Source organism: Synergistetes bacterium HGW-Synergistetes-1, assembly GCA_002839185.1.
In the GTDB taxonomy this organism is placed as follows: domain Bacteria; phylum Synergistota; class Synergistia; order Synergistales; family Synergistaceae; genus Caenicola.
Genome location: PGXO01000004.1, coordinates 58148 through 72215, shown reverse-complemented (window position 1 = coordinate 72215; position 14068 = coordinate 58148). Strand labels below are relative to the sequence as shown.

The window sequence follows — 14068 nt, the reverse complement described above, 5'->3', positions numbered from 1 at the left end:
TTACTCTCCTCCCGTTGTGTAGGCTTCCAGCAGCTGCGGGGTCTCTTTCCCCTCTTCGTCAAGGACGAATAAGGGAGTCTCGATCCTGAGTCCATGCTTTGAGGCCCTCACTGCTTCTATAAGGACCACCGATGCTTCTGCACCGGGTTTTGGATGAACTGACCTGAACCTTTTGGGCGCTATGTTGTATTTGTCCAGCAAAGCTATAAGTTCGCCGGCTCTTCCCGCATGTATTACGATATCAAGGTATCCCTTGTTTTTCAAAAGATAACGGCATGCCTGTATAAGTCCCTCAAGCGTGCAATCCAAACCGTTCAGCGCTGTGGCAAGAGCCGTTGAAGGACTTACACTGCCGCTTTTTTTCTCAAAGTAAGGCGGGTTTACTGCCACTCTGTCAAAGCTCTGTGCTTCCCATATCGTCCTGTGATCCCTTATATCTCCGGTGTAAAATTTTACTTTATCTTCCAGGCCGTTTTCCACAGCATTTTCTGCTGCCATCTCTATAAGGTGAGACTGGATGTCAACGCCTTCAACAGTATGACCGCGTTTAGCAAGAATAAGGGAGATCGCTCCGTGTGCACAACCGATCTCAAGTATCCTCTCACCCTTTTTGGGCCTTGTGAAATGAGCAAGAAGTATCGTGTCAAGGTTGACCCTGGGTCCCTCGTTCTCGGGAGGCTGCTTTATCTTAAGTTCGCCCCTGAGCAGATCTTCGCGGCCTTCTTTCATCAGGCCCAGTCCTCCAGCCTTACTCCTATGACCTGGGAAAGCCCCGGTTCGGAGAGGGTGACTCCGTAAAGGACATCTGCCCTTTCCATGGTCACTCGCCTGTGTGTCATGGCTAGTACCTGCCTGTTCTTTGCATATTCTTTGGCAAGCTCGGAGAACCTTCTGAGGTTGACCTCGTCAAGCGCGGCATCTACCTCATCCAGCACTGCAAGAGGACAGCCGGCGACTTCCATCGATGCAAAAAGAAGCGATATGGCTGCAAGGGACTGTTCCCCTCCCGAGAGCTGGTTTATGCTCTGGGGATGTTTTCCGGGAGGCCTTGCAACTACATCGACACCGGTATCCCATATCGTCTCTCCCTCTATCATCTCAAGGTGGGCCTCTCCACCTCCGAACAGCCTCTGGAAGAGGGAGCAGAACCTGTTGTCCACTTCCTGAAGAGCATCAGAGAATACCTTATATGCCTGCCTGTCCGCATCTGAAATGAGTCTTTCAAGCTCCGCTGCGCTGGCCCTTACGTCATCAAGGTGCTCGCCCATGAAGGCAAGCCTGTCCCTGAGGTTTCTGTCCTCTGATAAAACTCCCATGTCAACTTCGCCGAAGGCTTTGATCTTCCTGTCTCCGTCGCGTATGTTCTTTCTGAGGTCTTCAATATCCTCATCCTCAGGCAATGCCGATCCTCCCGGATAGGGGTACTGATCTTCCCAGGTGTTTACCAGCTCCTCAAGCTCCCTCTCCGTTTCTCCCCTCTTGATTTCAAAAGTGGAAACTCTTTCGAGGGCAGATCTTGAACGCATGTCGGCAGTGACCGTTTTTTTTCTGATAAGGTCACGTTTCGATTCCAGCTTTGAAAAACCGCTTACGTGCTTTTCTATCTCTTCCGTGAGCACCTTCCGTCTTTCAAAAATGTCAAGACAGCTTTTACCTACCCTTGCAAGGCAGGCCCTCTCGCGCACACACCTCTGATCGAGCTCTGACATCTCTTCATCCAGGCTCCATATCTTGCGCTCTTCGGACCTGATTTCATTGCTGACTCTTTCCATCAGTGCGAACCTGGAGCTAAGCCTCTCTGCCATAACGGCAGCTTCTGAGCGAAGCCTCTCTCTCTCCTCTATGATCAGATGATCATCTTCAAGTTTTGACGGGCTGTCCCATTTTTTTTCAAGGTCTGACAGGGATGAAAGCACGGAGTTCCACTGTCTGCCTGCCTCTGCAATTGCTTCCAGTATCCTTCCCCGTTCGCTCTCTATCCTCTTCTGCTCTTTTGAGCAAGAGGCTTTTTCATCTTCCAGGATGGCGATCCTTCCGTCAAAATCCCTTATTCTCCTGGTGTATTCTTCCTTCTCTTCGGAGACTCTGAGCTCCTGTGCTTCCGCATCCTTGAACTCTTTCGCCAGATGTTCCGCAGTTGATGTGAAGCTTGCAGCATCATGCTCGAGCTTCACTATCTGGGCTTTCATCTCTATGGTCTTCCCTGATTTTTGCGATCTTCCTCCCGATACAGTTCCTCCCGGCTGGAAGACATCGCCTTCAAGCGTGGCAACGGGTCCCTTGAAGCCTGACCTGACGAGTTCCTGTCCGACTGCGTAGGATTCAACTATGAGAAGGTCACCCATTATCTGCTGGATCGCCGGAAGCCAGTGGTCATCTACTTTAAGCAGATCTATTGCCCATCCGGTGATTCCTGCTTTGGGCAGCCTGAACTGCTTGTCGGGATACCTGGGGCGGCATCTTTCAAGTGGAAGGAATGTCGCTCTCCCTATTGCATTGACTTTCAGTTTGTCTATGCATCGGCCGGCTTCTTCGAGGTCTTCAACCAGAAGCTGGAACTGCCGGCCTCCAAGATAGGCCTCAAGTGCTGTTGAATAGATCGGATCACAGGTGAAGACATCAACTACGGCATGAGGCGAGGCGTCAAGCCTGTTCAGCCTGGCCGCTGAGAGAAGGTATTGGACAGGACGGGGGTAAAGATCAGCCTGCATAGCCTCCGTCACCTCGTTGAGCTTTGACCTCGAGTTGGAGGCTTCCCTCCTGGCGCGCTGCAGTTCAGCCGCAAGGGTCTGGACTTTGGCGTAGAGATCACCGTGAAGGGAGACTATCTCATCCTGCTCTTTTAACAGCCTGTCTCTTTCTTTTCCCAGCTTCTTTATCTCTGCATCTATATTTTTGGCGGGGTCGGGTGCGCATTCTTTTTTATTCCTGATCTCGAGCAGGTCTTTGCCAAGGAATGAAAGTTTCGCTTTTATCTGCTGCAGTTCGGCCTCAAGACGGCCCTTTTCATTGTTCCAGGCTTCCCTCTGCTCTTTTTCCTCTTTGAGGCGGAGGTTGTATTCCTGCCATTTTTTCTCTATTTTCTCAAGTGCCTTTTGTCCTGCTTCAAGTTCTTCTCTTGCTTTTTTATTCTCTTCCTGTGTCTTTTTCTGCTCTTCCATGAGAACTTCCATGTGCTCTTTTGCTTTTCTTCGTTCCTCCGCTGCCTGGTCAAGCCTCTCTTTTGAAGCCTTGAGGTTTGATGCTGAGGCATATCCGGATTTTATCAGCCCGTCGTAACTCTTTTTGCTCTGTTCCAGCTCCCAGGTCTGCTGCTGCTTTTCCCTGGAAAGCAAAACAAGGTCTTTTTCGAGCTGTTCCAGTGCTTTTTTCCATAGATCAGACCAGCCCAACACCACTGACTGTTCATTTTTAAATTCTTCCAGGCTTTCATCTATCTCTGCGATCATAAGCTCAGACCTGTGCCTTCTGAGCCAGTATAAAAGTTTTCTCTCCTCTTCGATCTTATCAAGTATCTCCCTGAGCTCTGACGCTCTCCGGACCTCCGGGGCAATTTCTTCACGGCGTGCCTGGAGTTCGGCCATAACGTTCCTCAGCTGCTCATATTCTTCTTTTACTGTAACAAGCCTGTCAGAAGCGTCCATGCGCCTCTTCCTGTAGACATCTATACCGAACAGGGATTCAAGGCGCATCCTTCTTGCCAGAGGTCTCTGCTGAATGACCTCAGCAACTTCTCCCTGGCCGATGAAGGCGAATCTGTCTCCCTCAAGCTTCCAGTCCCTTTTCGTCTCATCCAGCTCGATCAGTGTTTTTCTGGCATTGTCAACAAAAAGTATCGTGTTGCCGTCAGGAGCGGTAACTCTTCTTTTTACTGAGCAGGCCCTTGAATCTTCCCTTAGCTGCAGAAGCACCTCAGCTTCTTTTGCTGCAGGAAGGCTTATAGATCCCTGAAAAAGGAGGTCGCTCTGCCTCGATATGCGGAGCCGGCCAGCATGGCTGTCACCCAATGACCATCTGAGCGCGTCAAGTATGTTGCTCTTTCCGCTTCCGTTTGGCCCTACTATTGCAGTGAATCCCGATGAGAGTATAAGGTCGTGGGATCCGCCGAAACTCTTAAATCCCTTAAGCTGAAGACGACTTATGTACAACTGCCCAGCCCTCTCTTTTCTGAAGAGCGTTTATCCTGTGTTCTATCTGAACCAGGCTTCCCTGCGCGTCGAGTCTGAATTTGCCCCACGAAAACTCAGGACATCCCCTTATAAATATTTTTTTATCAAATTCCTCTTCCCACGATGCCAGGAATGTTTCGGCTATGTACCCGGCTATGGAAGAATATGCCTCGACGAGCAGAGCTTCAGACCTTGAAGACATCGTTATTTTCCTGATAAATCTCTTTATCTGCATCGCGATGCTCTCTTCGCGCGGCACCAAGCCAAGTCCTCCGCAGAAAGGGCAGCCATGGCTAAGAGCGGCTCTTATATCGGTCCTGGCCCTTTTTCTCGTTATCTCTACCAGTCCCAGTCCGGTGACTCCATAGACCCTTGCTTTGCATCTGTCGTTCCTGAACAGCTCCTGCAGCTCGTGGATGAGCTCGTGGTTCGACTCTTCTGTATCCATGTCGATAAAATCTACGACAATTATCCCACCAATGGCGCGAAGCCTGAGCTGCCTGGCTATCTCCTCTGCAGCTTCCATATTTGTCTTGAAGATCGTGTCGTTCAGGTTTTTGGAACCAACAAATTTTCCGGTATTAACGTCAATAACTGTTAGGGCCTCGGTCTGGTCGATGACAAGGTATGCTCCGGAAGAAAGCCAGACTTTCCTGTCCTGCAGCTCCAGCAGCTGGTTTTCGATGTTGTATACGTCAAATATCGGCGTTTTGCCTTTGTAGAAGTTTATTTCGATATTTTTGCCGGGAAAGAAGCGCTCTGCAAAAGACTGGATATTATCCCTGTCCTCTTCAGTATCTACAACTATTTCGTCTATATCCTCTGTGAGATCATCCCTGAGGACTCGCTCCAGCAGGCCAAGGTCTTTGTGTATCAGGCATGGGGCCCCGTTTTTTTCTGCATTGTGTTTTATGGTCTCCCACTGGGCGAGGAGATCCTGTACGTCATTTTCAAGGCTTTCTTTGTCGCAGCTCTCTGCTACTGTTCTGATTATTATTCCGAATCCATCCGGACGTATCTCCTTCGATATCGATCTCAGGCGAGCTCTCTCGTCATTGTCCTCTATCCTTTTGGATACACCTGTTTCATGTCCATCCGGAATGAGTACCATGTACCTTCCTGCCAGCGATATTCTTGGAGATACACGGGCTCCTTTGCCTTTTCTCGCATTTTTTACTACCTGTACCAGCATTTCAATTCCCGGTTTTACGTCTATTCCATGCACATCATCAAGATAGAGGAAACCGTTCCTTCCATCCCCAAGGTTTAAAAATGCGGAATGCATGCCCGGAAGGACACTGTCCACCCTGGCCTTGTATATCTCACCTGTTCTCTGATGCTCCAGCATTCTTTCTACGAAGAAATCATAGAGCTTGCCCCTCTCGTCGAGGATCGCTATCCTGATCTCTTCAGGGTCAATAAGATTTGCTACTATTTTTTTTGTCGGTTCGAATGATGTCATGTTCATTCCTCCATGATCAAATGAGAGGCAGTATTGTGCCGGTCCCGGCATCCCACGTGCCCACACATTCTCGGACAAGATAAAGATCTTTCCATCCCTCGCATATGCCCTCTTCTTTAAGGCTCCTTACAAGATTTCCTGCCCCGCAGTGTTCGAGATCGCCGATAGTAAGCACTGCAGAACCTTGGTCGACATAGGCTCCATAGAGTATCCCTGTCCTCTCGATCTCCTTTAGAAGCGTATCCAGCGCATCGCTTTCAAACTCTAAATCAACGCCGCTTATCCTGTATATCGCCGCTGTCGCAAGTTTTGAAAGGGGAGGCCCATCAACTTCAGCGTATTTTAGTATCTGTATGCCCTCGGGGAGCTTGCCGTTCCATCTTTCTGAACAGGAATAATCCCACTCATTGAACCAGAAGTCAGCCGGTTCCTGCACACCTTCAACTCCTGCCGCAAGCGCAGGTCCGAGGCTGATATGCGGGTGAGGTGAAAAGCCCTGGGTAAATTCCTGTGAAAGACCTGCTCTTCTGGCAGCCCTTGAAAATAAGACCGGCAGATCAAGGTGATTCAAAAAGGTTATCCATCCTTTTTTTTCGAATATTATCCTTATCCTAGACATCTGAGCAACCTTTCACGGCAGTTCTTCCCTGCCAGCCGCATGCATTGCACCCTTCCCTGCAGTCGCGTGTCACATCTCCGGTCATAGCCCTCTCCCTCTCACTGAGAAGGAACTGCTTTGAAACTCCGGAATCTATGTGATCCCACGGAAGGAGTTCATCCAGGGCACGTTCCCTGCATGCGTATCCGTCAGGATCGATCCCCAGGTCAGTGAAGACTTCCATCCATCTTTCAAAATTGAAGAATTCCGACCATCCGTCAAACCGCTCTCCCCTGTTCCACGCTTCTTCAACTGCGTCTGCAAGCCTGGCATCACCGCGGGCAAATACACCTTCTATATAGGTCTGCTCGGGCTCATGGTAGGATATGGTCACCTTGCGATTCCTTATATTGTTCTTTACCCATCTTCCCCGCTCCCTCAGTGTGAGGCGGTCAAGCTGTGCTTCCCATTGGAAGGGCGTATGGGCTTTGGGGACAAAACCTGCAAGCGAAACACTTACATCTCCCCGTCGTTTGTGCCTTTTCGCTATCGATACTGCCTTGTTGCATATTTCGTGTATCGCTGCAATATCTTCGTCCTTCTCAGTAGGCAGACCCATCATAAAATAGAGCTTGACCCTGTCCCAGCCATGGGAAAAAGTAGCATTGAGTGCAGATTCAATATCTTCGTCAGAAACGCCCTTGTTTATGACATTCCTCAGACGCTGCGTACCTGCTTCGGGGGCGAATGTGAGTCCGCCCTTACGGATCGATTCAAGTTCAGCTGCCAAGTTAACAGAAAAAGCATCGACCCTTAGGCTTGGCAGGCTTAGTTTGATCTGGTTGTTTTTGAGCATGGGGCCAAATCTTTTAAGTATCTCACCCATCCCGCCCCAGTCGCATGTTGCAAGTGACAGCAGGCCTACTTCTTCCCACCCTGTATTCTGAAGGAGCTCTTCCACCTGATCTGCAACTGACGCCGCACTTCTCTCCCTGACAGGCCTGTCGATCATGCCAGCCTGGCAGAAACGACATCCCCTGGTGCAGCCTTTGAAGACCTGTACCGCTATCCTGTCATGTACTATCCCAGTGTTGGGTACGATCATATCCCTGTTGTAAAAAGCCGAGTCAAGATCTTCCACTATCCTGCGCATCACCGGTTTATCCGGTTTTATCATCGGGACATAGACCCCTTGGATCTTTGACAGCGCCCTTATCTTTTCTTCCCTGCTTCTGCCCTTAAGTTCATGTATTGCCCTTAGTACATCAGGAACCAGTATCTCGCCGTCTCCTACGCAGAATGCGTCGATAAAGGGCGACATCGGCTCCGGAGCAAGAGCTCCCGGGCCTCCCGCAATGACAATAGGGTCTCCTTCTTTCCGATTTTCAGAACGAAAAGGGATCCCGGCAAGGTCCAGCACGGTCAGAATGTTGGTATAAGAAAGTTCATACTGAAGAGTAAAGCCGACAACATCAAATTCTGATACAGGCCTCCTGCTTTCAAGGGCCCAGAGCTTTGTGCCTGATGATCTCAGAGCCTCCTCCATATCAGGCCATGGAGTATAGACCCTTTCCGCATCCGCAAATGGAAGGGTCTTGGTCAGTCCGTAAAGTATCTGGTATCCGAGATAGCTCATCCCCACTTCGTATACGTCGGGAAAAGCATAACAAACCCTGACTACATCTGAGTCTGAGCTTTTTACCGGGCCGCTCCCCCACTCGCCTCCTGTATACCTTGAAGGTCTTTTGACCGATGCAAGGATGGATCTGCGAAGGTCAGCCCCTCTTTCTGATAACATTTTGATGATCCTCCTGATGCAGGGAGTGCTCCTGATCGGGGCATCCCCGCTCTCTAAATTTTACCGGGCAGGAATTATTGTTTATTCCGGCCGTGTAATTTCAATTTAAAACCTGCCCTCTCTCGATACTATGACAACGCTCTGAACCAGCGCCAGCGCTATTGCCACCGCCAGAAGCGAACTTCCGCCATAACTGAAGAGAGGCAGGGGCAGACCGGTTACAGGCAGCAGGCCCATGCTCATTCCGATGCTTTCAGTTATCTGGAACCATATCCACGCAACTATTCCTGCTGTAAGCAGTTTTCCCCTGGTGTCCCTTGTATAATATGCAACGTTGAGCATCCTCAAAAGCAGCATCGTAAAAAGAATCAAAACGACCAGACAGCCTATAAAGCCAAACTCTTCAGAAAATACGCTGAAGATAAAATCCGTGTGCGGTTCCGGTAAAAAATGAAGTTTGCCCTGGGTGCCGTGAAGAAATCCTTTTCCGAAAAGACCTCCTGATCCGACAGCTATCCTTGACTGTATTACATTATACCCCGCACCCTGGGGGTCTATTGTAGGATCGAGAAATACCATGAGCCTCATTTTCTGATAGGGCTTGAGAAATATCCATGCGGCAGGCAGCATCGCCAGGATGGAGATCACTATACCCGACAGAAATTTCACGGGCGCTCCGGCCGCTATCAGTACTGCAAAAAGCATCACGGAGTAGACAAGAGAGCTTCCCAGGTCGGGCTGAAGAAGTATCAGCACTATCATAACTCCTCCCAGACCTACAGCAGCAGCTATGCCTTTCATATCTGTCGGAGGCAGTTTGAAACAGATCTTTGCCAGCGCCAGTGCCAGTATGACCTTGCCCATTTCAGAGGGCTGTATCCTGAAAAAACCAAGGTTGAACCAGCTTTGGGATCCCTTTGAAGTATACCCGACTGCCAATAGCAGAAGCAGAACCAGAACCATAATGGCAAAAAGCGGTCCTGCAAGATCCAGGAACCTTTGATACCCTATCTTTAACACCATCGCGTAGACGACCGCACTTGTTCCACCCCACACCAGCTGGCGAACAGCAAACGAGGAGAGTGTGACAGCCTTATTTGGGCTCGCACTGTAAATAGCAGCTATTCCAAAAAGAAACAAAGCTATTGTGGCAAACAGCATTAGCAGATCAATGTTCGACCTGATCTCCCTCCAGCTGCTGCCGCTCTTTTCAGCCATTCTTCTTCCTTCCTCTTACCGGCCTTTGTGAACTCTTAAGCGGTATGTCTGCGACCAAAGCAACTGACCGGTTTCGCCTCTCCAGATTCATATTTATTCCATTTTCGTCTATATCCAGATATTTTTTTAACAGCTTCACCATGTCCACCTTCAACGCTTCCAGTTTCTCTGGAGCAATATCGTTGCGGTCATGGATAAGGACGAGCTGCAGCCTCTCTTTTGCTACTTCCTTGCTTTTGCCCCCTGAAAAGAACCGTGACAGGAATTCAAACATTATATTTGCCACCTACTTTCCAAAAAACCTACGAAGGGAAGAGAAAAATCCCTTCTGATTTCCGGAGAGGTCCATAAAAGGAACTTCGTTGCCGCAGATCCTCTTTGCTATGTTCAAAAAAGCCTGAGAGGCTGCTGATCCATTTGAAAATGTCAGCGGTTCCCCTTTGTTGGATGAAGTAACAACGCTTTCGTCATCAGGTATAGTACCTATCAGGTCGACAGCAAGGATATCTAAAACATCCTGGACGGCAAGCATATCGCCACGTTTTACCATCTCAGGCTTGATCCTGTTAATAATAAGGCTGATAGGAGCTTTTTCCATAGATTCGAGCAATCCTATTATCCTGTCAGCATCCCTCACTGCCGAAACTTCAGGGGTAGTCACTACCAGAGCTTCGTCAGCGCCTGCCGAGGCATTTCTGAACCCGGCCTCTATACCTGCAGGGCTGTCTATAAGGACATAATCAAATTCACTTCTGAGCTGTCTGCAGATATCCAGCATCTGCTCTGATGTAACTGCATCCTTGGTCCTTGACTGTGCCGTTGGGATCATATAGAGATTGTTTATCCTCTTGTCTCTTATCAGTGCCTGGTTGAGCCGGCAGGTACCCTCGATAACGTCCACCAATGTATATACTATCCTGTTTTCAAGACCCATTATCACATCAAGGTTCCTGAGCCCCACATCTCCGTCTACCGCAACAACTTTATGACCCTCGCTTGCCAGTGCGACAGCGAGGTTGGCGGTAGTTGTTGTTTTCCCTACACCGCCTTTGCCCGATGTAATAACTATTATCCTGCAGTCCATACTTTCATCCTCCTATATCGCAGGCCACTCTGTGAGCAGCACTTCATCCTCGTTAACGGTTATTACAACAGCTTTACCCCATATATCAGAACTTTTATCAATTAGTCCTACCTTGCGGCCGATCCTGACCTGCCCAGATTCGAATGATCTTGCAGAGACCGAAGCCGTTTCGTCTCCTTTAAAACCCGCGTGAGCCAGGCCTTTAAGTCTTCCAAATACAACTATGTGTCCCACGGCAGAAATCTCTGACCCGACATTGACGTGGCCTGTCACTATAACATCTCCCTCATGTATTATCTTCTGTCCCCCGCGCAGTGTTCCAGAATAGAGGAGCGTCCCGGCTCCTTTGCGGCTTGAAGGTCTTTCCTGTCTTGATTTATTATCAAAATCTCCGACAGCCATACCCAGTCGTTCCAGTGCCAGGGCTGTCTCCGGATCGGTAACGGCCCAGCTGATAACAGAGCAGCCGGTCGGTTCGATAAAATATTTCCATATCTTGGCAACAAGGGCAGCTCCAAAGCTTCTGCCCTGCAGATCCATTATGATGCTGCTTCCCTCCAGCAGGGTTTTCCCGTTGACAGTAAGTTCCTCAAACTCTTCAAGTATCTTTTTTTCGCTAAGTTCCTCAGGAACTACGCATCGTAAAATTCCTGTCTGTATACCCTTGAGATGGATCATCATTCTCAAATTCACCCCTATTCTGTTTTAGGCTTGACCGGGGCCGGTTCGGCGTACTTATTCCCATTTATAAGCAAGTTGAGCATTTTTCCAACTATTGGCCCTGCGACCGCTCCTCCGCCCTTTCCCGCTTCCGCGATGACAACCACTGCGTAGCGCGGCGCGTTTGCCGGAGCATATCCTGCAAACCACGCGTGGTCTTCACCATGGGCGTTCTGAGCCGTGCCGGTCTTTCCTGCGATCTGAACTCCAAAAGAACTTGCGCGCCTTCCGGTGCCTGTGCTTGCAACTTCACGCAGGCCTTCCTGCATTATCTTTATGATCTCCGGAGCTACTTCAAGCTTAGTGTACTCAGGTATCGCTTTAGAATTTATTCGTGGCTTAACTAGTTTACCCCCGTTGGCTATAGCGGCGTAGGCTCTAAGGAGCTGGACAGGCGTCATAAGGACGTAGCCCTGTCCTATTGAATAATTGACAGTATCTCCCCCGTACCAGTTTTCCTTTACCCTTTCTTTTTTCCACTCCGGTCCTGCAATAGTTCCTGAAATTTCTCCCAAAAGGTCTATTCCTGTCTTTTCTCCGACACCATACTTTCCGGCAGTTTTGATCAGTCTGTCTATCCCCAGCCAGGTAGCTGTCTGATAAAAATATACATCGCAGGAATCCCTGAGGGCCGTTACTACAGTCTCAGGACCATGTCCTTCTCTTTTCCAACATCGGAATCTTCTGTCTCCAAGTTCAAAGTATCCAGGACATCTTACAATTGTCTTTGTATTAACCACTTTATTTTCAAGCACGGAAGAAGCCGTGACGATCTTAAACGTTGATGCCGGTGGATACCCGCCTGATATCGCCCTGTTCATCATCGGTCTTTCTTTGTGGTCTGTCAGGGCCGCCCATTCCTTGTTTGAGATGCCCCAAGTGAAGGGGTTGGGATCATAGCTTGGGGACGAATAAAGACATTTTACAGAACCATCGTTGACATCCATTGCAACGACAGCCCCCCTGAATTTTCCTATCAGTTCCGCAGCATAGCGCTGCGCAGCAAGGTCTATCGTCAGGACTGCATCACTGCCCCTTTGCGGAGGGCTGTAAGATATATCCCTGAGCTTTCTTCCCTTTGCGTCTACTTCTATTACCTCTTCACCGGGCAGACCCTGAAGATCTTCATCATACCAAGCCTCGATCCCGTTCTTGCCTATCATGTCGCCACCGCGGTATGAGCTGTCCTTTCTTGTTTCCAGCTCATCTTTGGTTATCTCTGAGACATAACCGACCACGTGTGCGGTAAAATTTCCTGCCGGATACGTCCTCTTCCAAACAGGTGTAAGAAAGAGCGCCTCACTGAAATTTTTGTCTGTGATCAGCTCCGCTGCCTGAGCAAATGTAAGGTTCGATGCAACTGTTATCGCACGGTAAGGTGCAGAATACTGCTTTTCTATCAGTATTTTCAGTTCTTCTTCGTTGATCGGGATCCCATTTCTCATAAGGATCGACGAAACCAGCTTTATGTTGCCTTCCCGCTGAAGATCTACAGGGTATCCGTTAACGCTGAAAGTCCTAACATTAACAGCAAGGGGCGCTCCTTTGGAATCTGTGATCGTGCCTCTTGGCGGCGACATTCTTATAATTCTCAGTCTATTCTGCGATGCCAGCCTTACATACTCGTTTGCCTTGATTACCTGGAAGAAAAATAGGCTCATGAGCAGCACCGCAACTGTGAACAACACCATAAACTGAAGGAACCTTATCCTTCTGTCTATGTCGAACCGGGCCTGTCTGCTAGACATTCCTGTCTGAGACCTTCCAATATATCAGGGAAAATACGATCACAAGAGGCACACCCAAAAGCTGCTGCACAAAAAACTGTCTTAAGGCTACCTGGCTTGGGACCGTCCATAATGCAAAATGTGCAAATCCGGAAAAAAGGATCGAAGCAATGAGTATAAATGTAAAAAAGACAACTGTTCTGCCCTGTGCCGGAATTTTATACCAGAGAAAACATGAGGCAGAGACTAGTCCTGCATTCAGAGCCGCTGTCAGTCCCGGAAGGTTAGTCCACCTGAAATCCCATAACAGCCCCCCTGCGAAAGCGGCCCAGATCAGAATTATCTGTTTCTCTTTCCTGGTCGCAGGCAAAAGGGACAGCAACAGCAGCATCATCAAAAAAATATTGGGGACAATAAAAAAGCCCATTAAAAATACCTGGACAAAATCCTGTAATAACCAGACTGCGATCAGATAAATCATTCTTTGCTGTCTCCGCCCAAATAGATTTCAACGCTGTAAAGCTGCGTCAGGTGAGCTCCAGCCTGGATACTGATCGGCAAGAAACCATCTTTGCTCTCTTTGGCACCAATTACGCGTCCTATGGGGATACCCGGGGGAACATGCCTGCCCATAAGCGATGTTGATACTCCCATCCCGTTTTTAAGGTGTCTCTCCTCTGGAACATAGAGAAGCGTAAGATTTCCCCTGTCATCACCGTTTATGACCCCCAGATCACGTGTCTCGTCCACGGCAGCAGCTATAAGAAAGGAGGAGGATGTTATCATCTGCACCCACGAGTAGTTCTGATCAACCCTTATTACACGACCGATCAGAAAACCTTCGGATGTTACAGCAGCGCCTTCCTTTATTCCGTCCCTGCTTCCTTTATCGATCCTGAATTCCTGCCACCAGTCATCAGGGTAGCGAAGCGTTATCTTTGCGGTAACATTGCCCTCTTTAGCAACTGGGATTTTAACGCCGGCTCTTTGAAGCTCCTCCGACATTACTCTGTTTGCAAGCTCAAGTTTTGTGACCCTTTCCTGAAGGCTGGATCTCTCAAGCACCCAGTTGCTGCTGTATTTCACTATGTTTCTCAGTTCTATGGCGGGTTTTTCCGGATAATAAAGGATGTTGTTTGCGCCATCCACGAAGGTGCGGTGCAATTCAGGGAATGCGATCATGATCCAGAGGACACAAAAACCCAACAGCACGGAGATCGCTCCGTGCAGCCATGGTTTAAGCTCTCTGTCCAGAATATTCATTCCGACAGCACCTCCAAAATCTTCTTAAA

Annotated in this window: 12 protein-coding genes; all 12 read right to left on the bottom strand. The window is 49.0% G+C overall.

The genetic code is table 11. The features are described 5' to 3' along the window. The 12 genes from CVV54_03935 to CVV54_03880 all read right to left on the bottom strand — a co-directional run bounded on the left by CVV54_03935 (position 1) and on the right by CVV54_03880 (position 14039). Positions 1 to 729, bottom strand: a complete 729-nt coding sequence (locus tag CVV54_03935) for a methyltransferase (GenBank protein PKL04644.1) — start codon at positions 727 to 729, stop codon at positions 1 to 3. Further along, the gene (gene smc / locus CVV54_03930; GenBank protein PKL04643.1) at positions 729 to 4148 is read right to left on the bottom strand and encodes a chromosome segregation protein SMC; all 3420 of its coding nucleotides are present in this window, start codon (positions 4146 to 4148) and stop codon (positions 729 to 731) included. The genes CVV54_03935 and smc overlap by 1 nt, the downstream gene beginning before the upstream one ends. After that, positions 4123 to 5631, bottom strand: a complete 1509-nt coding sequence (locus CVV54_03925) for a ribonuclease E (protein PKL04870.1) — start codon at positions 5629 to 5631, stop codon at positions 4123 to 4125. Before CVV54_03925 ends, smc begins: the two co-directional genes overlap by 26 nt. 16 nt (positions 5632 to 5647) lie before the next feature. Beyond that, entirely contained in the window at positions 5648 to 6250 is a 603-nt protein-coding gene (locus tag CVV54_03920; GenBank protein PKL04642.1) for a hypothetical protein, read from the bottom strand. Then, complete coding sequence (locus CVV54_03915) at positions 6243 to 8027, bottom strand: B12-binding domain-containing radical SAM protein (protein ID PKL04641.1); 1785 nt, start codon at positions 8025 to 8027, stop codon at positions 6243 to 6245. The genes CVV54_03920 and CVV54_03915 overlap by 8 nt, the downstream gene beginning before the upstream one ends. 105 nt (positions 8028 to 8132) lie before the next feature. Beyond that, the gene (locus CVV54_03910; protein PKL04640.1) at positions 8133 to 9245 is read right to left on the bottom strand and encodes a rod shape-determining protein RodA; all 1113 of its coding nucleotides are present in this window, start codon (positions 9243 to 9245) and stop codon (positions 8133 to 8135) included. Further along, positions 9238 to 9519 carry a cell division topological specificity factor MinE gene (gene minE, locus CVV54_03905; protein PKL04639.1) on the bottom strand — a complete coding sequence of 94 codons (282 nt, stop codon included), beginning with the start codon at positions 9517 to 9519 and terminating at the stop codon, positions 9238 to 9240. The genes CVV54_03910 and minE overlap by 8 nt, the downstream gene beginning before the upstream one ends. A 12-nt stretch (positions 9520 to 9531) precedes the next feature. Continuing rightward, positions 9532 to 10329, bottom strand: a complete 798-nt coding sequence (gene minD, locus CVV54_03900; GenBank protein PKL04638.1) for a septum site-determining protein MinD — start codon at positions 10327 to 10329, stop codon at positions 9532 to 9534. A gap of 12 nt (positions 10330 to 10341) precedes the next feature. Continuing rightward, entirely contained in the window at positions 10342 to 11010 is a 669-nt protein-coding gene (locus tag CVV54_03895) for a septum site-determining protein MinC (protein ID PKL04637.1), read from the bottom strand. A 14-nt stretch (positions 11011 to 11024) separates the two neighbouring features. Then, positions 11025 to 12797: a penicillin-binding protein 2 gene (gene mrdA, locus CVV54_03890; GenBank protein ID PKL04636.1), complete on the bottom strand. Its 1773-nt coding sequence runs from the start codon at positions 12795 to 12797 to the stop codon at positions 11025 to 11027. Beyond that, entirely contained in the window at positions 12790 to 13257 is a 468-nt protein-coding gene (locus tag CVV54_03885; GenBank protein PKL04635.1) for a hypothetical protein, read from the bottom strand. Before CVV54_03885 ends, mrdA begins: the two co-directional genes overlap by 8 nt. Continuing rightward, positions 13254 to 14039 carry a rod shape-determining protein MreC gene (locus tag CVV54_03880; protein ID PKL04634.1) on the bottom strand — a complete coding sequence of 262 codons (786 nt, stop codon included), beginning with the start codon at positions 14037 to 14039 and terminating at the stop codon, positions 13254 to 13256. The genes CVV54_03885 and CVV54_03880 overlap by 4 nt, the downstream gene beginning before the upstream one ends. Positions 14040 to 14068: the final 29 nt, after the last annotated feature.